Origin of the sequence: Chitinophaga sp. W2I13 (genome assembly GCF_050434005.1) — a bacterium.
Lineage (GTDB): Bacteria > Bacteroidota > Bacteroidia > Chitinophagales > Chitinophagaceae > Chitinophaga.
In genome coordinates this window covers 1615855-1642166 of sequence record NZ_JBNPWD010000001.1, presented here as the reverse complement: position 1 = coordinate 1642166, position 26312 = coordinate 1615855, and the positions used below count along the sequence as shown (strand labels likewise).

Annotated in this window: 15 protein-coding genes; 5 read left to right on the top strand and 10 right to left on the bottom strand. The window is 47.9% G+C overall.

Annotated features, from left to right (window positions below; all coding sequences use genetic code 11):
• Window positions 1-20 precede the first annotated feature (20 nt).
• The 4 genes from sprA to QFZ48_RS06505 all read left to right on the top strand — a co-directional run bounded on the left by sprA (window position 21) and on the right by QFZ48_RS06505 (window position 11362).
• A complete protein-coding gene (sprA, locus tag QFZ48_RS06520; protein ID WP_429061662.1) occupies window positions 21-7295 on the top strand; it encodes a cell surface protein SprA in 7275 nt (2424 codons plus the stop codon).
• 122 nt (window positions 7296-7417) lie between these two features.
• On the top strand, window positions 7418-7789 hold the full coding sequence (locus tag QFZ48_RS06515) for a hypothetical protein (RefSeq protein ID WP_429044820.1): 372 nt from the start codon (window positions 7418-7420) through the stop codon (window positions 7787-7789).
• A 101-nt stretch (window positions 7790-7890) separates the two neighbouring features.
• Window positions 7891-10140 (top strand): TonB-dependent receptor, encoded by a 2250-nt coding sequence (locus tag QFZ48_RS06510; RefSeq protein WP_429061661.1) that lies wholly within the window; start codon window positions 7891-7893, stop codon window positions 10138-10140.
• Between the two features lie 4 nt (window positions 10141-10144).
• Complete coding sequence (locus QFZ48_RS06505; RefSeq protein ID WP_429061659.1) at window positions 10145-11362, top strand: sialidase family protein; 1218 nt, start codon at window positions 10145-10147, stop codon at window positions 11360-11362.
• Window positions 11363-11446: 84 nt separating this feature from the next.
• On the opposite strand, the gene QFZ48_RS06500 is transcribed toward QFZ48_RS06505, so the two are convergent.
• The 8 genes from QFZ48_RS06500 to dprA all read right to left on the bottom strand — a co-directional run bounded on the left by QFZ48_RS06500 (window position 11447) and on the right by dprA (window position 22346).
• Window positions 11447-11596: a hypothetical protein gene (locus tag QFZ48_RS06500; protein ID WP_370909340.1), complete on the bottom strand. Its 150-nt coding sequence runs from the start codon at window positions 11594-11596 to the stop codon at window positions 11447-11449.
• A 146-nt stretch (window positions 11597-11742) separates the two neighbouring features.
• Window positions 11743-12498 carry an SDR family NAD(P)-dependent oxidoreductase gene (locus QFZ48_RS06495; RefSeq protein ID WP_370909341.1) on the bottom strand — a complete coding sequence of 252 codons (756 nt, stop codon included), beginning with the start codon at window positions 12496-12498 and terminating at the stop codon, window positions 11743-11745.
• Between the two features lie 33 nt (window positions 12499-12531).
• Window positions 12532-14358 carry a gliding motility-associated C-terminal domain-containing protein gene (locus QFZ48_RS06490; RefSeq protein ID WP_429044828.1) on the bottom strand — a complete coding sequence of 609 codons (1827 nt, stop codon included), beginning with the start codon at window positions 14356-14358 and terminating at the stop codon, window positions 12532-12534.
• Between the two features lie 166 nt (window positions 14359-14524).
• Entirely contained in the window at window positions 14525-17143 is a 2619-nt protein-coding gene (locus QFZ48_RS06485) for a PKD domain-containing protein (protein ID WP_429061657.1), read from the bottom strand.
• A 16-nt stretch (window positions 17144-17159) separates the two neighbouring features.
• Complete coding sequence (locus QFZ48_RS06480; protein ID WP_429044832.1) at window positions 17160-17951, bottom strand: alpha/beta fold hydrolase; 792 nt, start codon at window positions 17949-17951, stop codon at window positions 17160-17162.
• On the bottom strand, window positions 17932-19545 hold the full coding sequence (gene lnt, locus QFZ48_RS06475) for an apolipoprotein N-acyltransferase (protein ID WP_429061656.1): 1614 nt from the start codon (window positions 19543-19545) through the stop codon (window positions 17932-17934). The genes QFZ48_RS06480 and lnt overlap by 20 nt, the downstream gene beginning before the upstream one ends.
• A gap of 109 nt (window positions 19546-19654) precedes the next feature.
• The gene (gene guaB, locus QFZ48_RS06470; RefSeq protein ID WP_370909346.1) at window positions 19655-21127 is read right to left on the bottom strand and encodes an IMP dehydrogenase; all 1473 of its coding nucleotides are present in this window, start codon (window positions 21125-21127) and stop codon (window positions 19655-19657) included.
• A gap of 109 nt (window positions 21128-21236) precedes the next feature.
• The gene (dprA, locus tag QFZ48_RS06465; protein WP_429044836.1) at window positions 21237-22346 is read right to left on the bottom strand and encodes a DNA-processing protein DprA; all 1110 of its coding nucleotides are present in this window, start codon (window positions 22344-22346) and stop codon (window positions 21237-21239) included.
• 98 nt (window positions 22347-22444) lie between these two features.
• On the opposite strand from dprA, the gene QFZ48_RS06460 reads away from it, so the two are divergent.
• The gene (locus QFZ48_RS06460) at window positions 22445-23269 is read left to right on the top strand and encodes a 5'-nucleotidase, lipoprotein e(P4) family (protein ID WP_429061654.1); all 825 of its coding nucleotides are present in this window, start codon (window positions 22445-22447) and stop codon (window positions 23267-23269) included.
• Window positions 23270-23524: 255 nt separating this feature from the next.
• Here the strand turns inward: QFZ48_RS06460 and QFZ48_RS06455 are convergent, their stop codons facing one another.
• A complete protein-coding gene (locus QFZ48_RS06455) occupies window positions 23525-25417 on the bottom strand; it encodes an OmpA family protein (protein ID WP_429061652.1) in 1893 nt (630 codons plus the stop codon).
• 250 nt (window positions 25418-25667) lie between these two features.
• Window positions 25668-26294 carry a 7-carboxy-7-deazaguanine synthase QueE gene (locus QFZ48_RS06450; protein WP_429061650.1) on the bottom strand — a complete coding sequence of 209 codons (627 nt, stop codon included), beginning with the start codon at window positions 26292-26294 and terminating at the stop codon, window positions 25668-25670.
• Window positions 26295-26312: the final 18 nt, after the last annotated feature.

Genomic DNA, 26312 nt, shown 5'->3' with positions numbered 1-26312 from the left:
CTCTATAAAACCTATTTTTCTTGGCAAGAAAGACATACTATGGTGCATTTGTAGTGACAGCAATTGTATCTTTTATCATTGTTGATACTGCCGCTAGGGATCGTTCTGGGAATCTGAAATTATCGAGAAGTAGATGGAAACCGGATACCACCATTACTCCTCAAACCAAAATCGATACTACCGGGAAAAAAGATACCTTGAAATACCCCCTTCAAGACAGACGCGGCCCCAAAATAACGGATCAGGGGTCAGGGAATGCTATTGATCTCAAGGACCCTTCCAATATCAACAAGTCAGTAGAATACGATCCGGTTACCAAACAATACACCGTTACCGAAAAAATAGGTAACCAGTATTACCGTAACCCTACCTATATGAACTTCGACGAGTTCTATAAACTGCAATCCAAACAAAGTGAACAGGATTACTGGCAGAAAAGAGCCAGCGCACTTGGTAACCTGAACCAACGTGCCAATGGACCCACCCTGTACAATGGCAACAACCTGTTCGACCGTATCTTCGGAGGCAGCAAAGTGGATATCCGCCCGCAAGGTAGCCTGGACCTCACTTTCGGATACCAGGGCCAGAATATCAAAAACCCCGTGCTGGTGGAACAAGCCAGGAAAAATGGCGGGTTTAATTTTGATATGGGCATCAACATGAACGTAGTCGGCAAAATCGGGGATAAACTGAAACTCATCACCAACTATAATACCCAGTCACAGTTCGATTTTGAAAACCAGGTAAAACTGGAATACACCGGCTACAACGATGAAATTATAAAGAAAATTGAAGCCGGTAACGTCAGCTTTCCCCTGCGCAGTACCCTCATATCCGGTATCCAGTCGCTTTTCGGGGTGAAAACCCAGTTGCAGTTCGGCCGCTTAACCGTTACCAGTGTACTCTCCAATCAGAAGTCGCAGAAACAAAACCTCATGCTCAAAGGCGGTACCCAGGTACAGGACTATAACCTGAGGGCCGACGAATATGAAGATAACCGCCACTTCCTGCTGGCACAATACTTCCGCAATAATTTCAACAGCGCCATGTCCAACCTGCCGGTGATCAAGTCACTGGTCAATATCACCAGGCTGGAAGTATGGGTTACCAATAAAACCGGGGCCACCACCCAAACCCGCGACATCGTTGGTTTGATGGACCTGGCAGAACAGGAGCCTTATAATAAGGATGATATCACTGTACTCACCAGCTCCAAGCTGCCGGATAGAGGAACCAACGACCTCTATTCAAAACTGATCAGCGATCCGGGCAGCCGGAATACCGGGACAGTGGTGAGCCGCCTGCTCAATATCGGCTTGCAGCCGGTATCAGAGTTCGAAAAAACATTCGCCCGTAAACTCGATTCTACCGAATACATCTACAACAGGCAACTGGGCTTTATCTCCCTTAACCAACAGCTGCAACCGGATGAAGTACTGGCTGTAGCTTATCAATACACCTACAACGGAAGGGTGTACCAGGTGGGTGAGTTCTCCCAGGATGTACCGCCGGACCAGAACAACAGCGCCAATCAGCCCGTTCTGTTCCTCAAATTGCTTAAAGCCACGTCCGCCCGTCCTACCCTCCCGGTTTGGGACCTGATGATGAAAAATATTTATGCCACCGGCGCCTTCCAGGTAAATAAGGAAGACTTCCGCATGGACGTATACTATAAAGATCCGGGCGCTGAAGGAAGGCCACCAAGTGATAAGCGGTATATCCCCGATGCCAAAGGCGACTACGCCGGCGCACCCATCATCACCATCCTGAGCCTCGACCGCCTCAATAACCAGCTGGATCCGCAGCCGGATGGCGTGTTCGACTACGTGGAAGGCTATACGATCAACTCCCTGTCGGGTAAAATCATGTTCCCCGTACTGGAACCCTTTGCCGACGGATTGAAGAAAGCCTTTAACGGCGACGCCAGCCTGGAAAAACAATATCTCTACAACGTATTATACGATTCCATCAAAGTTATAGCCCAACAATTCCCGCAGCTGAACCGGTACGTGATCAGGGGCTCCTATAAATCGGCCAGCAGCTCGGAAATCAACCTTGGCTCCGGCACCACCATCCCGCCAGGGTCAGTGGTAGTAACCGCCGGGGGCCAGCAACTCCGCGAAAATGTGGACTATATCATTGATTATAACCTCGGACGTCTGAAAATTATCAATGGAGGCGTACTCAACTCCGGCGTACCTATCAACGTGCAGTTTGAAAATAACTCCCTGTTCGGGCAACAGGTCCGGAACTATTTTGGTACCCGCCTGGACTATCTGGTAAATGATAAGTTAAGCCTCGGAGGTACTGTGGTGCGCATGAGCGAACGGCCCTATTACCAAAAGGTGAACTACGGCGAAGACCCCATTAAAAATACAATGGTGGGCGTAGACGCAAACTACGCCTCCGAATGGAAAGGACTTAACCGCTTCCTGGATAAACTACCCAACTATAACAGCACTTCCCCTTCCAATATCCTGTTCACCGGTGAGGTAGCCCGCTTATTCCCGGGCCACAGCAAACTGGTTAATGAACCCGGCAGCAAAAGCGGTACCGCTTATATCGACGATTTCGAAGGTGTAAAAAGTGGCTACGACCTGAAGTTCCCTGCTACCAGCTGGGCGCTCGCCTCTACGCCAAAAGGCGCTACAGACGCCAGCGGCAGGGTAATGTTCCCGGAAGCAGAATTGAATAATATACTGGATTACGGAAAAAACAGGGCAAAACTGTCCTGGTATATTATCGAACCTACCCTCCAGTTACCAAAATCACCCAACCTGCCGGCAGGTATTTCGGTAGATGATCAGTCGGACCCGCGGGTAAGGCTGGTATACCAGAAAGAAGTGTTCAAGAACAGGTCTACCGATTTCGGGCAAAGCCAGCTGAGCACCCTCGATCTGGCTTACTATCCTACGGAAAGAGGTCCTTATAACTTTACCAATACCCCCATAGCCATGGACAATAACGGTCACCTGGCACGGCCACAGGGTAAATGGGGCGGTATCATGAGGGCTATTGACAACAGTGATTTCGAAACAGCCAATATAGAATACATCGAATTCTGGATACAGGACCCCTTTATAAAACAGCCTAACAGCACCGGCGGTTCCCTGTATTTCAACCTCGGTAACGTGTCGGAAGATATCCTCAAAGACTCCAAAAAGTTCTTTGAAAACGGAATGCCCGATCCCCGCCAGGATCCGAATAAGATTGACTCTTCCAAATGGGGCCGCGTACCTAAATTCCAGCAGCAGATCACCCAGGCCTTTGATAACGACCCCAATATCCGTAACTACCAGGATGTGGGCTACGACGGCTTGAAGTCACAGGACGAAGGGGCCTTCTTTAAAGGATACATGGATACGCTGAGACAAAATTTCGGCGGCAGCCCGGTATATAACCACGCTTTACAAGACCCGGCCAATGATGACTACAAGCATTACCGCGATCCGGTATATAATGGTCTCACCATCCTGCAGCGCTATAAGAACTACAGCAACCCGGAAGGTAACTCCCCGGTGTCTGACCCGAAATCACAATTCTCCTCCGCCGCTACCAATATTCCTGAATCAGAAGACCTGAACAGGGATAATACCATGAATGAAACAGAGGAATATTTCCAGTATAGGGTAGATTTGAAACCCAATATGGCGGTAGGTTCCAACTTTATTGTGGATAAAGTAGAGGCAGATGTGACATTGCCCAATAACCAGAAAACAACAGAAACCTGGTACCAGTTCAAAGTACCGTTGAACCAATACAACGCTAAAATAGGCAGCATACCGGATTTTAAATCCATCCGGTTTATGCGTATGTTCCTTACCAACTTTAACGACTCCATCGTAGTGCGTTTTGGTAAACTGGAACTGGTACGTAACCAATGGCGCCGTTATATGTACGAACTGCGTCCCGGTGATCCTATCCCGTTGGATAATACCACTACCTTTAATTCATCTGCTGTTAATATTGAAGAAAACTCTTCCCGTACACCAATACCATACGTGTTACCACCGGGAGTAGTAAGGCAAAATACCATCAGCACCAATAACACCACCCTGCAACTGAATGAACAATCGTTGTCTGTTCAGTTATGTAATCTGCAGGATGGGGAAATCCGCGCATTGTACAAAACACTGAATATGGATCTCCGCCAGTATAAAAAACTGCAGATGTATATTCACGCCGAAGCGGTAGGCGCCGCTACTGCCCTGAAAGATGGACAGGTGCAGGCGGTAATCCGCATTGGTAGCGACTTTGTAAGCAACTATTATGAATACCGCATCCCGCTGAAAGTAACGGATTGGAACGGTCCTAAAACAGCGCTCGACATCTGGCCGGAACGTAATAATCTCGACCTGCTCATGTCGCAGCTCAGCACCCTGAAACAACAACGCAACATGTGCGATTCCTGTTCACCGCTGTTGCCTTATCCTGCTAACCCGGTAGCCGACCAGTACGGAAACTTTATGACGGTAATCGGTAACCCCAGCCTGGGAGATGCCCGTACCATGATGATCGGTATCCAGAACCCGAAAGATGACGGTCAGCCACGTTGCGCGGAAGTATGGCTGGATGAACTGCGTCTCTCCGATTTCGATGAGAAAGGCGGATACGCTGCATTGGCAAGGGTAGATGTGCAACTCTCCGACCTGGGATCCATCTCTGTTTCCGGCAACATGCATACCGCCGGCTTCGGAAATATTGATCAGCGCGTAAATGAACGGTTCCGCGATAACTTCCTGCAATACGATGCCGCAGCCAACCTGGATCTGGGTAAACTGCTGCCAAAGAAAGCAGGTATCTCCATCCCCGTATATGCCGGTTACTCACAGTCGGCCAGCAACCCGGAATATGATCCTTACGATCTGGATATAAAACTGAAAGATAAAATTGCCCTGGCCAGAAGCAGACGGGAAAAAGATTCTATCCGGCGCGATGCACAGGACTTCACCTCTATCAAAAGTCTCAACTTCACCAACGTCCGGAAACTCAACCTGGGTGGCGGCGGAAAACGACACCTGTGGGATGTGGAAAACTTTGATATCAGCTATTCCTTCTCCCAGATCATGCGGCACAACCCTCTCATCGAAAATGATGTGCTTACCAAACACAGGGGAGGCCTGGGATATAATTATGCCGGTCAGCCGCACTACCTTGAACCGTTTAAAAAACTGATCAAAAGTAAAACGCACTGGCTCGACCTGATACGGGATTTCAATGTCAACTATGTACCTTCTATCCTGAGCTTCAGGGCAGATATTTCCAGGCAGTTTGGCGTTACCCGCGTACGTAATGTAGGCGGCGACGTGAAATACAAGCTCCCGGAAACCTATAATAAATACTTTACGTTCGACCGGTACTACACCGTTAAATGGGATCTTACCCGTAGTATCAATTTTGAATTCAACGCAGTAAATAACGCACGCATCGACGAACCCGCCGGACGTATCAATAACTCGGCGAAGAAAGATACAGTGCGCAGTAACTTCTTCAAAGGCGGGCGTAATACCAACTACATGCACAACGCCAACTTCACGTACACATTGCCTACGTCGAAGTTCCCTGCACTCAGCTGGACCAACATCGCATTCGGTTACAGCACGGAATACCGGTGGACAGGCGCCTCCCAGCTGGCTTTATACCTCGGTAACGCGATCGAAAACTCTCAGCAGAAAACACTGACGGCGGAATTCAAATTCACGGAACTGTATAATAAATCGAAATTCCTGCGCGAAATAAATGCGAGGAAACCACAGAATAACAACAATCAGAATAATAACAACAATAACAAAAACAACAACGGCAATCAACAGTCCAATCAGAACCAGACCGCTTCTTCCAGCGAAATTTCACCGTGGGTAAAAGGACTGCTGAAACCACTGATGATGCTGAAACGAATCGGGTTTAACTACAATGAAAATGCCGGTACCCGTTTGCCAGGGTATATCGACAGTACCAAAATTATTGGTATGAACTGGGCCACCATGGCGCCGGGACTTAACTTCGTATTTGGTTACCAGCCCGACAGGAAATGGCTCGACAGGTTTGCGCAGAAAGGACTCATTACCCCGGATACCATGTTTAATATCCAGGCACAACAACAGTTTACACAAAGATGGGACTTACAGGCCCAGCTGGAACCGCTAAACGATCTGCGTATTGATCTGACCATGACGAAGTCGTTTACCAAAACACATACGGAACTGTTCAAAAATCTCACAGATCCAACAGACTTCCAGCACCTGAGTCCATATGATGCCGGTGGTTTTGAAATTACTTACATCGCCATCAAAACCATGTTCGGTAAAATCAATACGTCGGATGGTATTTCACAAACCTTCCGCAACTTTGAATCATACCGCAACGCCATTTCAAAACGACTGGGCGCCGCCAATCCATACAATAAAGATCCGGGCGTACCAGCCACCGATCCTAAAGATCCGGCTTATGCATACGGTTATACAAGGTATGCGCAGGACGTGCTGATACCAGCCTTCCTGGCGGCATATACCGGCGCCGACCCGGATAAGGTATCACTGCTGAAACAAGGCAATGATAATGTGAAGAGCAACCCATTCAGTAATTATGTTCCAAAACCGAACTGGAGTATTACATACAATGGCTTAACCAAGCTGGAACCATTCCGTTCCTTCCTCACCAATTTTACCATCAGGCACGCCTATACCGGTACGCTGAGCATGAACTCCTATAATACATCCATGTATTTTGAAGATCCGCGGCTCACCGGGTTCCCGGCGTTCAGGGATACTATATCCGGAAATTATTATCCTTATTTCCTGGTACCTAACCTCACACTTACAGAATCGTTCTCCCCGTTATTGGGTGTGGACCTCACTTTTGTGAACAGCCTGAATGCGAGGGTGGAATTCAGAAAGAGCCGTTCCCTCAGCTTGAGCCTCATCGATTACCAGCTCACAGAAGTACGCTCCAGCGAAATCATCATTGGAGCAGGCTACAGGGTGAGAGGTGTTCAGATGCCATTCTCATTCAGTAAAAATGGTGGCAAAAAACTGCAAAACGATATGAACTTCCGGCTGGATCTGAGCTTCCGGGACGATAAAACGGCCAATAACCGCCTGGATGCCGACCTGTCTATTCCTACCAGCGGCCAGAAAGTAGTGGGCATTTCGCCTTCTATCGACTACGTAGTGAATAACCGCCTGAATTTACGCTTCTTCTACGACCGTCGGCAAACCATACCGGTTATCTCCACCGCTTACCCGATAACCAGCACCAGCGGTGGTATTACCTTCCGGTTTGTATTATCACAGTAGGTAATAAAAATATTTTACGGATTTATAGTTAGATGAACAAAGGCAGCAACTGTCCCGTTTATCTAACTATAAATCCGTTTTTTCCTGGCAGGGGAATGGTAATTATTTACTAGGTTTGCGGCGTGAAAGGATTGGGTATTATATGCATATTTCTGGGTCTGCTGCTGCAAAACTTCAGCAGAAGCGTGGTTTTTGTGCAGTTTAAAGTGAACCAGTCCTATATCGCCAGCGTTCTTTGTGAAAATAAGAATAAGCCCCAGATGCACTGTAACGGCCGCTGCCATCTCAAAAAAGAGCTCGACCGGGACGCCCAACAAGACAAAAATAATAATACCGGGAAAGATAAATATGAGGTGATGTTCGTAGAAACGTTACAATCTTTCCACACCACGCCCCCCGTTAATCAGCTCGTTTTTACCTCGTATTATAAAGCTCCCCACCCGCACACACTGATTCTTTCCGTTTTCCACCCACCACAGCTGGTAGTAGCCTGATTTTTGGAACTTATACTACCTGATTAACGCTGTTCGCCACCGGCGAACAGTCAATGACATATACATACATGAAACAATGTTGTTTACTCCTCATTGCATGCATGGCTGTTGCTAACAGTTATGCACAGCAGATACATGGGCGCGTGGCAGATGCACAAACCAAAGAAGCCCTGCCGGGTGTGAACGTAAGACTACTGCATGCCGGCAACGGATGTAATACCAATGCACAAGGGAAATATGAATTAACAGCCACTGCTGCAGACTCTATAGAAATATCTTACGTGGGATACGTTCCTGTGCAAATACCCGCTGAATCAGCGGCCGGAATGCCCGTGATCTACCTGCGCCAGAGCACTACCAGCCTGAATGAGATCATCGTATCATCTTCGCGCGATAAGCAGCAACGCTCGGAAGCACCGGTAGCTATCAGCACTATATCTGCCCAAACACTGAGTGAAGCCAAAGCCACCACGCTGGATAAAGTACTGAATAAAGTGAGCGGCGTATACATGATAGACCTGGGCAACGAACAGCATACCATGGCGATCCGTCAGCCCATCGGGTATAAAAGCCTGTTCCTTTACCTGGAAGATGGTATACCCATCAGAACCATCGGCGACTTTAACCACAATGCGCTGATTGAAATTAATATGGCCGCATTGAAAACAGTGGAAGTGATCCGTGGTCCGGTCTCTTCCCTGTATGGAAGCGAAGCGGTAGGCGGCGCAGTTAATTTCATCACCGCTTCGCCAACGTTGGTGCCTACCGCCCGGATACAACTGGAAGGCAGTAATTGGGGATACAAAAGAACAGATTTCAGCGTATCCAATACGGTGAAGAAAGTTGGATTTGCAGTGAGCGGCTATTACGCCAACCAAACCAATGGGTATATGGATCACAGCGATTTTCATAAGCTGGCGCTCACCGCGAAAGTGGAGTACCAGGTCAATGAAAAGAATAAATGGACCAATGCCGCTACACTCATCAACTATAAAACAGATCAAACCGGTGGCCTCGATAGCGCCCATTTCTTTGCAAAAGATTACCGCAGCTTTCAAACATTTACCTACCGGGAAGTAAAGGCATTACGGGTACGCAGTACGCTGGAACATGAATGGGATAACAGCAACCATACTACCTTTACCGCCTTCTTCCGCAATAATACCATTGGGCAAAATCCCTTTTATGCCATCAGGGATATAAGAGGTACTCTCAAAGCAGGCGGACAAATCAACAGCGACGGCTTTAACAGCTATGGCATTATTGCGCAACACAAAAAACAATTCGGCTGGAAACAGGCGGCACTCATCGCAGGAGTAAGCGCCGATTACAGTCCTGCCACCTACGTGGCCAATTATATTGATATTACAAAAGACGCTGCAGGCTATTATACGAGTTACCGGAACACAGACTCCCTGCTCACGGATTACCGTGTAGGATTGCTTAACAGCGCCGTATACACGCAATTCGAGTTTTCTCCATGGCCGGCAATGAGGGTGGTAGCTGCCTTGCGTTATGATCGCATGGATTATAATTTTGACAACCACCTTACGCCATCAGCCTATACCGGCGCCCCCAGCGAACGGAATAATTTTAATGCGCTTACACCCAAGCTGGGACTCACTTACAACCTCGGTAAAAACCGCGGTTTGTATGCAAATTATAGTGTAGGTTTTGCGCCGCCCAATATCTCAGAATTGTATACAGGCGTAAAAGTACCGGCGCTGAAATCAGCTACTTATCAGAACTATGAAGCCGGCGGCTGGTTTGCTTTTGCACAGCAGAAGGGTTATGCCGATGTGAGCATTTACCGCATGAATGGCACCAATGAAATTATCAGCGTAAGAAATGCGGATGGTGTGTATGAAAACCGGAATACCGGCGCCACCACGCACAGCGGGGTAGAGTGGAACGTAAAGTACACACCATTGCGTAGCTTGTTCATCCGCGCCAGCGGCACTTACGCGGAACATATTTTTAAAGCTTACGCAGATGGCAGTAAAGTGTACAATAACAACCAGATGAGCGGTGCGCCTAAGTGGATCACGAATACAGAAGTTACGTGGAAACCGGCGCTGTTAAATGGTTTCAGGCTCGGCGCCGAATGGCAGCATATCAGTAAGTATTATATGGATCCCGCCAACACTTCTTTATACAATGGCTATAACCTGTTTAATGCCAGGGTAGGATATGCTTATAAGGGATTTGAGTGCTGGCTGAACTGCATGAATGTTGGAGACCAGTTGTATGCCACCACCGCAGAGCAATCCGCCTATGGTAAAACATACAGGGTAGGTCCGCGTCAAACTTTCAACCTCGGCGTGGCATATACGTTCACCGGAAAAAAATAAACAAATGAAGCAAGCAGGAGTATGGATATTAATGATGATTGGAATTGCCGCGTGCCACTCCGGCGCCTTACAACCTGGTCAGGCAATAGTGGTGTCGCATGCAGGGAAAGATGCATCCTGTCCGTTTATTACAAAGGATGCAGATGGCCGCCCGGTGATCAGCTGGGTGGAAACGAACAGCGGTGCAGATACCGGTTTGATGTACTATGCAGTGTCTAACGATAATGGTTATACGTTTTCTGCTCCCGTTGCTATTCCTGCTTCTGCAGGCGTATACCCGCATGATGAAAATTTACCCAAGCTGCTGTTTAAGCCCGGTGGTACGGTGATAGCGCTCTTTGGTGTGGAAGCCAATGATCCGCGGAATAAATATGCAGGCAAAGTAATGTACACACAGTCGTTCGACGATGGTAAAACCTGGCAGCCGGCCGCACCCATGGTAACAGATACCGCCGGCTACGACCAGCGGTATTTTGATATGGCATTACTGCCGGGAGGAGAAGCTGCTGCCATCTGGCTGGATAACCGCAAGGATACTAACGCTGAAGGCTCTACGCTTTACTTCGCTACCACAGTCGGCCGTAACGGTTTTCAGCATGCAATGCCGGTAGCATCCACTATTTGCCAGTGCTGCCGCACTAAAATGTATGTGGCAGAAAACGGCAATATTCACCTGGCCTACCGCGATATCATCAACGACTCTATCCGTGATATGGTACACCAGGTATCTGCAGATGGTGGCCGCACCTTTTCTGCTCCCGTGCGCATCAGTGCAGATAACTGGGTAGTAAATGGCTGCCCACATACCGGGCCAACGCTTACGGCCAACAGCACCGGTCTTCACTTTGCATGGTTTACCATGGGTGGTGGACAGGGCGCCTTTTACTGCCGCTCTGTTGATAACGGTAACACCTATACGCAAAAGGAATCGCTGAGTAAATCACCTATGGCAAAGCATCCGCAAATGACTACCATCGCAGATCATATCATGATTGTATGGGATGAACCGGTAAAGTGGAAGGGCGACTTCAATAGCAGGATCGGCTTTCAGTATAAAGCAGCAGATGGTAAAACGATGGAGGCAGGCAACCTTACTGCCGACAGCACCTATGCTAATTTCCCGGTGATCAGCGGAGTAAAGGATAATAAAACACTGGTGGCTTATAAAAGAAGAGCAGGTAACAGGAGTGAAGTAGTGGTAAGCCTGTTGAGTATGCCGTAAAATAATTTTGGGATTTAGCTGTTTGTTTCCCGGAATAAAAAAGGGGAAATCAAATAACTAAATCCCAAAATTTAAAAACCTGTTTCAGCTGTAACCCAGGGAAAAGCCTTTTTGTCCGGCCCAATCTTTACGCGATGCCCAACGGCCATAATTGCCTTTCCGGGAATTACCGAAATAGAAGCGCCAGCCTTCTTTCCACCGGGGATAGTACAGACGCAGCAAGTACACAGTCATAAATGTAAGCATAGGGATATGGTTTCATAGTTTAGGATAGTCTGCATTGGCATTGATTTCTGCGAAACGGTAAGGTATGTACAGAAAATATATAAATGTTTCCAAATATAAAGACTATCATCAAGTAATGAAATCACACCTATGTGTTATTTTTTATCTATGTAATATGCGTTGGCCTGTTGTAATGGCGTCATTACCAGGTCGTTGATACAAACATGCGGTGGAAGCGATGTGCAGTAGTATACTACGTCTGCCACATCCTGGGCGGTTAATGGGATAAATCCCTTGTACACTTCTTTCGCTTTATCTTCATCTCCTTTAAATCTCACCATCGAAAACTCTGTTTCTGCCGCACCGGGGTGAATAGCGGTTACTTTTATCCGGTAAGGCAGCAGATCAATACGCATGCCCTGGGAAATAGCGTCTACCGCTGCTTTGGTGGCACAGTACACATTGCCTTTGGCGTATACCACCTTGGCGGCAGTGGAACCGATATTGATAATATGTCCCATCGTGCGGGAGCGCATCCATGGAATAACGGTGCGCGACACATACAGGAGTCCTTTTACATTAGTGTCTATCATGGCATCCCAATCGTCCGTACTGCCTTCGTCGATGGTGCTTAAACCGGCAGCAAGGCCCGCGTTGTTCACGAGGATATCAATTTTGCGCCAATCTTCCGGAATAGTGCCTAAAACGGCTTTCACTTCTTCCTCTTTTCTAACATCAAAATTCAATGCCAGCACATTGATACCAAATTCCTGCGTTAACTGGGTTTGCAATGCTTCGAGCCTTTCTTTCCGGCGACCAGTAATAATCACATCATAACCTTTGCCGGCGTAAGTAATAGCGCATGCCTGACCAAAACCGGCGGTTGCGCCGGTGATAAGAACAATTCCCATGAGTGGTTATTTTTTTATGCAATTTACTAAGGATCAGCGGACCAACGTCACAGTTCCTTTTTTCATGATCTCTTTTCCATTGAAATCGGTACCCTGTAATATCCAGATATAGGTATCCACCGGAGCCGGCATCCCTTTGAAGGTGCCGTCCCAGCCCGTGCGGAAATTTGTTGAGGAGTAAATTTCCGCTCCCCACCGGTTGAAGATCCGGAAGAAGGTATAGGTAGTAATGCCCACAGGAATAAACCGGAAATAATCGTTCAGCCCGTCGCCATTGGGCGAAAACGCATTAGGGATATACATATCAGGCCCGGTGTAATATTTTACGTGTACCGAGTCGAAACCAAAACATCCCTGTTGATTAGATACACGCAGCGCAAAAGAGATGTCCTTATTATAGTTTAACAGGGGTTGCGCAATATTGGGATTATCAAGCCCGTCTGCCGGCGACCAGGAATAAAACTCGCCGCCACTGCCCTGCATCACCATTTGCTGCCCCTTCGCCAGGATAGTGTCGTTGCCGGCAAAGGGATTTACTTCGTATATCCTGATGTTTTTACTCACAGTTTTTACGCACTGCTTATCCGTTAGCAACGTCAAAGAAATCGTATATACGTCACCTTTAGGAAAAACATATCTCATAGACCGTTGTGTACCAGGTGTAACCACACTGTCCAGCAAGCCCAGGTCCCAGATATAGCCTGTAATACTTCCATACCGGTAGGAGGAAGTATCATTGAACTGAACAGGATCACCCCTGCAGTGCCCGGTAGTGGTAAAGCCCGCCGTTAATCCCGGGTAGTTAAATATTTCCCCTTCGCTGCTATCAGTACAGGCCAGCCCGGGGTTTACCACCATCTTTACTTTGTATACACCGGTGTCGGGATATTGATGATAAAACATTGTTCTGGTGTCCGTGAGCGTATCGGTACCATCACCAAAGGTCCAGTAATAGGTAGATGTATAACCGGCTACGCTGGAATTGGTAATAGGAACGTGTAAGGCAGGGTCTTCTGTACAGTTATTCAGCACCGATGGAAAGATGGCGGTAATTTTTGTCTGGCAGTTAAATACGGTCAGTAAGATATCCTTGCTGTGGGTACCCAGGAACTGTTTGGTTACCGGGTCAAATTCGTTTACGCATACCGTCACTACATACTTTCCTGCCAGGTTAGGAGTACAGGTAATCAGTCCCTGCGGAGAGATGGAGATTCCCGGGCTGCCTCCCATCGGGTTATTGCCCGAATAAGGAGGGATATAACTTACGGTAGAATTATAAGGCGGCGGTGTGGTGGAGTTGCTTTCATTGGCGTCGGAACCATCCGTTAAGGCGCTGCAGAGGTTATAAGTTAAACTGTCGCCGTCTTCATCATACGCTGCATAATCCAGTTTAAACGGCATGGCACTGCAAATGACAATAGCAGTATCCCGGTCGAAGTACGCGCTGTTATTATTGGGCCTCGACTCAATTCCCGGTATCACAGTATAATAGGTGGATCCTTCGTGTTCAGAATCATAGATATTGCTCAGTTTTTCGCCCCGGCAGCAGCGTTGGGAGGAAACATAATACCCCCCGGCAACAGGTGGCAGCTCGATGGTAGCGGTATAAAAAGCCACTTCAAGGTGTTGCGCCTGCGGAGCAAGACAAGGATTTTTCAGAGTATCTATCAGCGGACGGGTAAAAGCGATGTAGAGGTAAACGGAGGATAAAACTTTGGAACCATTGGAACTAAACACGTTAGCAGTAACCGGGTTCTCAAATCTGTCAATACAACCTTGTCGGTCGCCACAGGTAAAATCTGCGTCGCGGTATAACTTGAGAGTGATGAGATAACGGTAGCGGGAGTTATCTTCAGTCATTCCTAATGTTTTATAAAAAATTTCGCCACCAATGATATGATATCCAGCCGCAAAAACAGGGAACAAACAGCAGCTCAATATCAGTAAAACTGCTCTCTTCATGATGGGGGATACTGCTCTCTGAATTTAACACAAAAAGAGCATATACGGTTCAATTCGGCCAACTTTATCTTACAAGTGTGACGGTCCCCTTACGTTGAACAGTATTATTGTTAATATCTTTCCCCTGAACTACCCAAACATAGGTACCCACTGCAGCAATATTGCCGTTAACAGTTCCATCCCATCCCTTGAGATACGCCGTACTGGAGAACATCAGCTTACCCCAGCGATCAAACACCCGGAAGAATTCCATCTGCACAATACCTACCGGTAACGGGCGGAATAGGTCATTTAAACCATCCCCGTTGGGTGAGAATGCATTAGGTATATAAATATCCGGCCCTTTGATAAAGCGCACAAAAATGTTGTCGGTTCCGGAACAACCTTCCTGCGTATAGGCGGTAACGGTATATGTAATATCACGGTTATACGTAGTTACCGGATTATAAATATTGCGGTTATTCAATCCGTCCGGCGGCGCCCAGGTATATCGCACCCCCCCGGTAGCATTCAGCTGGAACGGCGTGTTCAGCATGATGATGGTATCGTTGCCGGCAAACGCATTTACTTTAGGCACCACGTTTACCATCGCGGTGGCAGTAACCGGTTTAGGGCAACCCAGTGTATCCGTTACCGTTACAGTAAACAAGGTGGTGTCCGGCGGATGGGCCAATGTAACTGCCGATGTGGATTTATCCACATAATAAGCCGGCGTCCATTTATAATAAGCGCCCCCGGTAGCGCGCAGCGTGAGCGGAATACCAAAACAAACCGTGGTATCAGGAGACGCAGTAGCCCTGGGCGGATCCACCACTTTGAGTGTAACGGTATCGGCAGAACGGCATTTCCCCAATGCTACCTGTATCTCATAGCTTTGTTTGGGCGGAGCCGGAGTAACATACGCATCGGCCACCAGCGACACTACCTGGTTGCGGTCCAGGTCCGTCCAGCGGTAAGTATACAACCCATCTGTAACGGACGGTAAATGCACCTCATCACCGGTACATACGGTGCTGTCGGAAATCGTCCGTACCCGGATGGTATCTCTTACATCTACCTTTACCTCTTTAAAATTGGTACAACCCTGTGTATCCGTAAACGTTACCTTATAAACAGCCGACTTCGGCGGAAATACAACGGCGTTTGGTGCGTTGGGATTCAGGATAAAGTAATTATCCGGCGTCCAGGAATAACTGCCGGCAAGTGCGCTGCCTGCCCGCATCTGCAAACTGTCTTTTGCACAAAGCAAGGTATCGTTGGTGGCCGTGAATGGCGGCTTATCATAAATCACCAGCGGTTGTGTAATGGTTTGCTCACATCCTTTCACATTGCGGGCATACAGCTTTACGTTATAAGTGCCCGGCGTGGTATAGGTGTAAGGCGGATTTGCCAGGTTGGAAGTATCCCCGTTGCCAAAATCCCATTTATAATACGCAATACCACCGGCATCGGACCGGGTAGGAGCAGAGTTGAATTTCGTTTCTTTATTCGCACAGGCGCCGGCGGTGGTAAATGCCGGCTTGAATACCGGGTACGCATATACGATAGCAGTGGCGCTGTCGCCGCAATTGCTGGCTTTATCTACATAAAGTTTTACAGTATAAGTGCCCTGCCGTGCATAGGTATGCTGAATAGGATTGGCAGTAGTGGTATCAAGGGTGGTGCCATCTCCAAAGTCCCAGTGGTAGGGTTTTCCGAGCGTACTGTTATTGGTGAAGGTAACGGTTAAGCTGTTGCAGTCTGCATATTTTTCGGGCATGGCCGCCGTGGCCAGTTTTACGCAGGAGGTAACGTTGATATGAAAGTCCTTCCGCAACGTTCCAATCTTCTGGCCGCGGCGGAATTCATTTACACAAACAGTTACCACGTACTTACCCGCCGCCGGCGCCACACCGGAAATAATGCCGGTATGCGGATCTATGGTTACGGTAGATCCCAGCGGACTGCTGCCGCTGAATGGCGACACATAGCTGGCGAAACTGTAGGGAGGCGCTACCGCTGCAGGTGGTACATCTCCTTCACTGGTCTGACCGCCTTTATAAGCATCGCAGAACTCGTAGCTGAGCGAATCTGCATCCGGGTCCGACGCAGAAAAATCATACGTGAATTTCTTATCTGCACAAACAAGGGTAGCTTCTTCTTTATTAAAAACGGGACTGGAATTATTGGTAGCGCCGGAGTTGCTGCCGGGAATATCCGCGTAGTAGGTAGCACCAGTGCCCAGGTCGCCGGGACGGCCGCCGGGAATAGGTTCTGCCACTATATTTTCCATATATGGATCGCGGCAACAGCTCTGGAAAGCAATGGTATACCCCGAGGCGTTTACCGGAATGGAAATAGTGGTAGTGTAAGTTCCGATCTGGTAACAGATCACCGGTGGGTTAACGATACAAGGATCTATTTTTGCAAGATTTTTTACTTCAAAGCTGGTACGTGAAATTTTGTACTGGCCTACCGCCCGGTAATCACTTCTGTCAAAAGAAGAAAGATACACAGCAGAGGGCATTTTGGCAATCCGCTCCCCATCGCCGCAGATGCGGTATAATTTCAGTGTGATGGAATATTGAAGGTTGTTTCCACTCTGCCCGAGAAACTTGTAATATACCTGTCCGCCTATAATATGACTGGCCTGCGCCACCAGGGCGCACACCATGCATAGCAGGATGACAAGAAGTTTTTTCACAACAGGTGTTTTTAGATTATCGTTGACAAAATGCGATGAACTGCTCCAATATCACATTGCTCTCTTCCGCTATTTCCCACATACCCATGTGGCCCACGTTTTCAAAAATATGTATGCTGCTAACCGGGGGTAAAGTTATCTGAGGCAACACGTTATCCAGCGGCACTGCATTATCATCTTTCCCGATCATAAATAATACCGGCACCCGAAGGGTTTTCAATACGGCTGTCCGGTCCGGTCTCACTGCCATTGCTTCGTAATACGCTATCAGCGCAGGAAGCTGGCATTCCATGCCTAGTTTTACATAGGCGTCTATTAATTCGTTATGTTTACTTTTGGTAGCCGGGCTAAACATATTGGGCAGTGTTTGCCGTAAAAATGTTTCTGCTCCGTATTGTTCCATCATCCGGATGGATTTGCGCCTGCCTTCTTTTTTCTCTTCACTGTCTGCCTTTGCAGTCGAATGAAAGAGTCCAAGTCCTTTCAGCAGTGCCGGGTATTTTTCAGCCAGCGCCAGCGCAATGTAGCCACCCATCGAGTGACCGATAACAACTGCTTCACTGATATTTTCTGCTAACAGGATGGCATATACGTACTCCGCCATAGATTCAATGGTCAGCGGAGTAGTGAGCGGCGATAATGCGGTGCCGGGCAAATCAGGGATAATAATCCGGTAATGCTCCTTTAGTCGCGTTGTTTGGTTGTGCCAAAGCGTGGCATTTTCTGAAAAACCGTGTATAAGCACTATCGCTGCACCCTTGCCTTCGTCGAGCCAGGTGATGTTTCCGTTATTGATTGATTTCCGCATGTCTTAAGCCGGGAATAAATCGTGAAATAAAAGCATGTACCACAAACAAGATACAAAATATTAGTGCCGCTTTCGAAACCAGATCACCATTTTTTACATAGAACGTAATACCTGCCTCCGGTGTTACAGTTGCTTTAAAAACAGCTTCTTTCCAATAGGGTTGTGGCTGATGCACGTTTCCTGCCGGGTCAATCACGGCCGATATACCCGTATTGGCACAGCGGGCTATCCAGCGCCGGGTTTCAATGGCGCGTATCCGGGCATACTGTAAATGCTGCCGGTGACCTTCGGTGTTTCCCCACCATCCGTCGTTGGTTATAATGACTAATAAATTAGCACCGGGTTTAATATGGGTGGCCATGTAATTGCTAAACACAGATTCATAGCAGATTACGGGGAACACGTTAATGCTGTCGGCGGGATTTGTAAACATTTCCACACCCGGCATCCTGCCATAACTGCCGGTAATACCGCCAAAATCCAGCGCCACACTTTGCATAAACGATAGGTAGCCTACATACGGCACCAGTTCGGCGCCGGGTACCAGCTCATATTTATGATATACCTGGACGTTGCGGGAAGTATCTACCTGGATCGCGCTGTTATAGGCATCCCAACGGGTGCCGTCATTCATGGTGCGGGCGGTGGTGGGTATTTCATCGGTAGTGAGGTAGCGTTTCATAGTGGCAGCACCGCTGATAAGCTTCGCCTTCGGGTATTTGCGCAGCATTTCACGGATGGCCACAATTTCCGGCTGATAGTTCAGTTCATGTTCCCAGGCGCCCTGCGGGAACAATGCCGTTTCCGGCCATATAATATAACGGGTATTGCTATCTGCTTTTTCTTCCGTGAGATGTAAAAACTTTCCAAGCTGCTCCATCGCCGATCCTGCGCTGAACTTTTCATCATAAGGATCAATATTCGGCTGCACAATCACGATTTCTGTTTTCCGCGAAGGGTTATCCACCGGGGCAGATATAAAGGCAGAAATAATCAACGGTAAACCAATTACCAGCAGCGGTTTCCAGCTTTCCCCCAACAGGATCTGTTTCCACGTAAAATCGTATAGGCGGGCCCGTTTCCATACATTGTAAATAACAACATTGGCCAGTAACACCCAGAAAGTGCCTCCGCTGGTACCGGTATACTCATACCACTGGATCCATCCCGGCCGCAGTGCAAAGGCATGGCCAAGCACCAGCCATGGCCAGCTGAATTCCCAGGTCTGGTGAATGTATTCAAACGTTAACCAATATACGATCAATGCAAAGTAAGCCACAGATTCCGGCAATTTCCGCTTCGTGTTTTTGAAACCCAGCCAGGGAATGCTCATGAGCAGGGCGTTGAAGCAATTGGCAAAAACGCCGCTCAGCGGAAGGGTGGTATTGCCCACCCACCAGGTGGATGCCACATTCCAAACGAGGAAAGCCATGAAAAGAAGCCCGAAATATTTCCAGCGGTGCTGCACCTTATCGCTGATATATAATAGGGGCGTAAAGGCGATGAAAATAAGCGGGGTAAACGGCAGGGTGGGCCAGGCAAGCCAGCAAATCAAACCACTCAGTATACTCAGCAACAGGTAAGGCTTCTTCATGTAAGCATTGCGGATTATGAATTACGAATTACGACGAAGATAAGCGGGGAATTACTGAAAACAAAAACGCCCGGTACTTTCATACCAGGCGTTATATCTAAACAGTTGTTTATCTGCTGTAGTTAGGTGCTTCCTTTGTGATCACCACATCATGCGGGTGGTTTTCTTTTACGGTAGCTGCTGTAATTTTTACGAACTGCGCTCCCTGTAAAGCCTTAATATCTTTGGAACCGGTAAGACCCATACCAGCCCGTAAACCACCTACAAATTGTTGTACTATTTCTGACAACATACCTTTGTATGGAACACGGCCAACGATACCTTCCGGTACCAGTTTCTTGATATCATCTTCATCCTGGAAGTAACGGTCCTTACTACCTTCCTGCATGGCTTCAATAGAACCCATACCACGGTAAGATTTAAATTTACGTCCTTCGTAAATGATAGTTTCCCCGGGGCTTTCTTCCACTCCTGCAAAAATAGATCCTGCCATGATGGTAGAAGCGCCTGCGGCGAGGGCTTTCACCATGTCGCCGGTATAGCGGATACCACCATCTGCAATTACCGGGATACCCAGTTTCTTCAGTGCATCAGCAGCTTCCATTACAGCGGACAGTTGCGGGAAACCAGCGCCTGTAACAATACGGGTAGTACAGATAGAACCAGGTCCTACACCTACTTTCACTGCATCGGCTCCTGCCTGTGCCAGTGCCAGCGCACCATCTGCGGTAGCTACGTTACCGGCAATCACCTGCAGTTTGGGGAATGTTTTCTTTAATTTCTTCAGGTTGTTTAGTACGGCAATAGAATGACCGTGTGAGCTGTCCAGGCAAACTACATCCACACCTACATTAATCAGGGCCTGTGCGCGGTCCAGTAAATCGGCAGTAATACCTAATGCTGCACCCACCAGTAAACGGCCAAATTCGTCTTTTACTGCATTGGGATAGCTGGTCAGCTGAAGGATGTCACGGTAAGTGATCAGTCCTGCCAGTTTGCCCTGCTTGTTAACAACCGGTAACTTTTCGATTTTATATTGCTGAAGAATTTTTTCTGCCTTTTTCAGGTCAGTGCCTTCCGGAGCAGTGATCAGGTTTTCGCTGGTCATCACTTCTTTTACAAGGCGTTTTTTATTTTTTTCAAACCGTAAGTCCCTGTTTGTCAGGATGCCTACCAGCTTGTTGTGGTCATCAATGATGGGAATACCGCCAATACCGTTCTCTTTCATCAGTCGCAGCGCTTCTCCGATGGTGGCATCCACCTTCAGCGTAACGGGATCAATGATCATTCCGCTTTCGCTGCGCTTTACACGTCTTACCATTTCGGCTTGCCGTTCGATGCTCATGTTCTTGTGGAGAATACCTATTCCGCCTTCCCTCGCCAGCGCAATGGCCAGCGTTGCTTCTGTAACAGTATCCATCGCTGCAGATACCATTGGTATATTCAGACGTATGTTTTTTGTTAATTGCGTAGAGAGATTTACTTCTTTAGGCAGAACTTCAGAGTAGGCCGGTACCAGGAGCACATCATCAAATGTAAGTCCGTCAGCTACAAATTTGGGTTTAGATTTTCCCGCAGGCATGATGCAACTATTAATCAGTTAAAAAATAATTGCACGCAAATGTACACCTAATTACCCAATAAATAAAATAATCACTTCCCGCCAGGCGCCGCTGGTTGTTAATAAATCATTAACAAACCAGCTCGTAAAGCTGTCCGGGTAAGCTTCTGAGCACACTTTGCATTTCCAGGTTGAACACAGCGGTAGCCACCTGGCTTCCGGATAAACGGGTTTGCAGGTACAATTCTTCGAGGTGCCGCTGCGATTTTTCCCGGAAAAGCGACATAATCAGCTGTTCGTCCTCGCTTAATTCCGGAAATAGCCCCGGTTGCACTACCGGCGCCTTAACAGCAGCTGTTTTCTCCTGCCAGCCCATCAGCGCCAGCACATCCTCCGCTCCCGTCAGCAGGGCAGCTTTGTTTTGTTTGATCAGGTAATTACAACCGGCAGATTGGGGATCATGAAGCCTGCCGGGGATACAAAACACATCCCGGTTGTAGCCATTGGCCAGATCAGCTGTAATCAGCGACCCGCCGCGCATCCCGCTTTCTATCACGATAGTGGCGTCGCAGATGCCGGCTACTATCCGGTTCCGCTTGGGGAAGTTCTGCCGGTCAGGCGCCGTTTGGCTCGGGAAGTCCGTCAGCAGCCCACCCTGTTCCAGCATCTGCACAGCTACCTGCTTATGCGCCGGCGGATAAATCCGGTCCAGCCCATGTGCCAGCACCCCAATGGTAGGTATTTGAGCTTTTAAGGCCGTTTTATGGGCAATGATGTCGATACCATAGGCCAAACCACTCACAATGGTAATCCCCGCCTCAGAGAGCCCTTTTACCAATGTTTCACAAACACTCTTCCCGTAGGCGGATGGATGGCGCGTGCCCACAATATTGATCATCCGCGGGGCATTCAACGACGCGCAGCCCTTGTAATATAACATCGCCGGATTGTCGTAGCAATGAAGCAATCGCTGCGGATACGCCGGGTCTGTACAAAATAACGGTTGTATCCTGTACTTCTCCATAAAACTGATTTCATTTTCTATCTCCGTAAAATCACGGAAATTCCGGATGGCGGCGGCCCTGATGACGCCCACCGTTTCAATTCTTTCCAGCTCCTGCTTCCGCGCGTTGAAAATGTTGCCGGCACTGCCAAAATGCTCGAGCAGTTTTTTAATAATCACATCTCCGATCAGGGGAATACGGGTTAATGCCAGTTGATACATGAGTTCCTGGGGCATAACAAACAATATTTCCGCATAATTTACAATTTTCCTGCGGCACTTTTTCTGCACTGCATGAATTATTTTTGCAGCTACCAACGGATATTTTTATGAAGATGAAATGGATACTGACAGGCGTAATGGTAGCAGGATTGTTTGCCTGCAAAACTACCCGGCCCGCAGCAGAGAAAACCACCGGATCGCCACTGATCCCGGGCGGACCGGCATGGGCGGCATTATGGCAGCAACAATCCGGAGAATACAAGGCGTTGTGTCTGCAGGCTTATCAACTGGCGGCCCTTCGCCTCGATCAATACCTCGCCGCCAAAGGAAACAAACCGCTGGCAGTAGTTACCGACATCGACGAAACCGTGCTGGATAACAGCCCCTACTCCGTACACCAGGCGCTGGCAGGTAAAACCTACGATGATAAAAGCTGGATGGAATGGACCGCAAAAGCCGCCGCAGACACCGTTCCCGGCGCACCTTCCTTTTTCAGGTATGCAGCCTCTAAAGGCGTAAAAGTATTTTACATCACCAACAGGGCCGAAAGCGAACGAGCCGTTACATTGCAAAACCTGCAACGCTACCAGTTTCCCGATGCCGACGATCAGCACCTGCTGCTGAAAACCACCACCTCCGGCAAAGAACCCCGCCGGCAACAGGTATTACAGCAATACGAAATTGTAATGCTGTTTGGCGATAACCTCGGCGACTTCTCCGCCACCTTCGATAAAAAACCTTTTGAAGAAAGAAATACCGCTGCCCTACACGCAGCCCCCAACTTCGGCAGCCGCTATATCGTATTGCCCAACCCAATGTACGGCGACTGGGAAGGGGGCATTGTACAACTTCCAATACAAACTAACCACCCAACAAAAAGACTCCGTCCTGCAAAGCCGGTTGCGCAACTACTAATGATGCAGGGGTTTGCCGCGTAGATTGTCTTTCTCGCTGATTACGCTGATTATATTGATTTTAAGGATTTGAACACTTTGGATTTTAAATGATTTTGGGAGATATAAGCGGGTATTTTCGCTTATATCTCCCAAAATTTTTATAAAAAAAGTAAAATCAAAAAAGTAAAATCAAATATCCACTTATATCTCCCAAAATCATTTAAAATCCAAAGTGTTCAAATCCTTAAAATCAATATAATCAGCGTAATCAGCGGGAAAGACAACCTACGCGCCGCTCTACAAGCTGATAATCCGGAACACTGTCCGCCTGTTAGCAGCTCTTCCTTCTTCTGTATCGTTGGTAGCCACCGGGTCGTTTTCGCCGTAACCCTTTGCGGTAAGGCGATCCAGCGGGATGCCTTTTTCAACGAGGTAGCTCACTACTGCTTTTGCGCGGTTTTGGGAAAGCAGTTGATTGTCTTTGTCGGTGCCTACATTATCGGTGTACCCGGCGATCTCGATTTTTATGGTAGGGTTATCCTTTAGCAGGTTTACCAGCTTATTAAGTTCTGTTACCGATTCGGGTTTCAGGTTATACTGTTTGCTGTCGAAGAAGATATTATGCAATACGATGCTGGCATTGGCAGCCAGTGGCTGCAATGGAATATTTTTTTCGTAAGGGATGCCGGGGTTATGTTCTTTCAGTGAAAAATTATCTGAATAAAAGAGATATCCTTTCCTGTTTACGTGCATGGCGTAATCCTTTCCTACGGGCAATGGCGCGAGGTAGTCGCCGGTTTCATTGGTTTTCACGGTGGCAATGTTATATCCGCCCTGGAGGTCGATGATATCTATGCTGGCGGTTAAACGTTGCTGCGTGAGGGTATCATACACATAGCCTTTTACGTAGAGTGTTTGCAGGGGGCGTGCTTCGGGATAGAGTTCAAAGCGGTAAATATCGAGTGCGCCGCGGGTATCGGAGCGGTCGGAGGCGAAGTAGGCTGTTTTACCATTTGCTTCTACAACCAGCGAGGCGTCTTCATCGATGGTGTTGATCGGGTAACCGAGGTTGGTGGCTGGTCCCCAGCTGCCGTCCGGTTGCCGCCGTGAGTAAAAGATATCGAGGCCGCCATATCCGGGATGCCCGTCGGAGGCGAAGTACAGTGTTTGTCCGTCGGCATGTATGAAGGGGGTGGTTTCTCTGCCGTTGGTATTGATATTGGGTCCCATTTTTTGTGGTACGCTCCATTGCCCGTTGGGTTGCCGGCTGGTTACAAATATATCTGCACCATGATCTGGTGTTTCACGTGCAAAATAAAGCGTTTGTTTGTCGGCGCTGAGACAGGGTTGTGATTCCCAGTCGCGTGTGTTAATGGGCGATCCCATATTCTTTGGGGCGGTCCAGCCCGAAGCGGTTTTTTCGGAGTAGTAGAGATCGCAGCTGCCTTTGCCTTCCGGAAATTCGCAGCCTGTGAATACCAGCATGGTACCATCTTGTGAAATGTTTTGTGCGCCTTCATTGAAAGAGGAGTTTACAGGTTCACCCATGTTTTGTGCCGCTGACCAGATATTGTTGTCCCGGTACGTAATATAAAAATCTTCATTGCGGCCATTTACGCGCCTGGTGAAGATCAATGTTTTACTGTCAATAGTTAATGAGGGAAAGTATTCCGGATCTTTACTGTTTACCGGATCACCCAGGTTTTCCGGGTGGAATGGCACTGCCTGACGGTTGTTGTTAACGGCAAATTCATAATTAACTTTCAGCTTCTCTGCGTTTGCACTTTTCGATTTTATGGACGCAATGTATTGATTGATTAACTGTAATGCACCTACGAAATTACCGGTGCCTGCCATCGCTTTAGAATAGGGCACCATCACCGGTCGCAGCCCGCTGCTGTCTAGTTGTTTTAATTTCTCAAATGCGGAAGTGGCTGCTGCATATTCTTTCAGCTCTACATAACACAAACCCATTTGTCCGTATGCGTCAGTAAATCCCGGCGCCGCTTTTATGGCATCCTGCAGAAATCCGATAGCAGCTTTTGTCTGGTAAGTTCTTACGGCATCAATAGCGCGGTCAAAACTGGCTTTGGCTTTTTTAGGGGCATTTTCATAGGTAACTGTCTGGGCTTGTAACAGCAGTCCGAAGCCCAGCAGGCAAATCAGTATTAACAGGGAGGTCTTTTTCATAGTATGTATTCGCAGTGTAATTAACGAAAATACTGTGAAAATAGTGCGCGCGGATTTTGTCTTTCTCGCTGATTACGCTGATTATACTGATTTTTTTGATTTTTGCTTTTGATTTTATAAAGGATTAAGGGAGATAGAAGCGGATATTCGCTCTTATCTCCCTTAATTATTATTAATCAAAAAAATCCAAAAGTAAAAATCAAAAAAATCAGTATAATCAGCGTAATCAGCGAGAAAGACAAAATCCGCGCTATGGAACATTGATATACTTATGGATCTGCAATGACATTGTCCACTCCGGATGATCCTTGATATACTCCGTTATCAGCGGCGTCATTTCGGCGCTGCGTTCCCATTCGGGCTGCAGGTACAGCTTACAGTGTTTGCCGGCTAAGGCTGCATATTTTTCGGCCCAGGCAAAATCTGTTTTATTAAAGATCACCACTTTCAGTTCATGCGCGGCCTTGCAGATTTCCGGCAGGGGCGCCTTAAACTTTTTGGGCGATAAAGTAATCCAGTCCCACTTTCCGCTGAGCGGCGACGAACCAGAGGTTTCAATATGCGTATGAAAACCCTGCTTATGCAGCGAACGGGTAAGTGCATCGAGGTTATGGAGCAAAGGCTCACCACCGGTAACCACTGCAATACGGCCTGGATAAGCCGCAGCTTCAGTTACAATATCGGCAACGGCTACCTGCGGATGCTTATCTGCATCCCAGCTGTCCTTTACATCACACCACACGCAACCCACATCACAACCACCCAGTCTGATGAAATAGGCAGCCCGTCCCTGATGATAGCCTTCACCCTGGATAGTGTAAAAGCGTTCCATCAGCGGGAGGGTATCGGTACTAATATTTATCGTTGTTACAGACATGACTTACTTCACAAAGGT

Coding starts and splice junctions, on each gene's coding strand:
- QFZ48_RS06510 (WP_429061661.1), top strand. CDS start 7,891: ATGGCTGTTGCTAACAGTTATGCACAGCAGATACATGGGCGCGTGGCA.
- QFZ48_RS06505 (WP_429061659.1), top strand. CDS start 10,145: ATGAAGCAAGCAGGAGTATGGATATTAATGATGATTGGAATTGCCGCG.
- QFZ48_RS06500 (WP_370909340.1), bottom strand. CDS start 11,596: ATGACTGTGTACTTGCTGCGTCTGTACTATCCCCGGTGGAAAGAAGGC.
- QFZ48_RS06495 (WP_370909341.1), bottom strand. CDS start 12,498: ATGGGAATTGTTCTTATCACCGGCGCAACCGCCGGTTTTGGTCAGGCA.
- QFZ48_RS06490 (WP_429044828.1), bottom strand. CDS start 14,358: ATGACTGAAGATAACTCCCGCTACCGTTATCTCATCACTCTCAAGTTA.
- QFZ48_RS06480 (WP_429044832.1), bottom strand. CDS start 17,951: ATGCGGAAATCAATCAATAACGGAAACATCACCTGGCTCGACGAAGGC.
- lnt (WP_429061656.1), bottom strand. CDS start 19,545: ATGAAGAAGCCTTACCTGTTGCTGAGTATACTGAGTGGTTTGATTTGC.
- guaB (WP_370909346.1), bottom strand. CDS start 21,127: ATGCCTGCGGGAAAATCTAAACCCAAATTTGTAGCTGACGGACTTACA.
- dprA (WP_429044836.1), bottom strand. CDS start 22,346: ATGCCCCAGGAACTCATGTATCAACTGGCATTAACCCGTATTCCCCTG.
- QFZ48_RS06460 (WP_429061654.1), top strand. CDS start 22,445: ATGAAATGGATACTGACAGGCGTAATGGTAGCAGGATTGTTTGCCTGC.
- QFZ48_RS06455 (WP_429061652.1), bottom strand. CDS start 25,417: ATGAAAAAGACCTCCCTGTTAATACTGATTTGCCTGCTGGGCTTCGGA.
- QFZ48_RS06450 (WP_429061650.1), bottom strand. CDS start 26,294: ATGTCTGTAACAACGATAAATATTAGTACCGATACCCTCCCGCTGATG.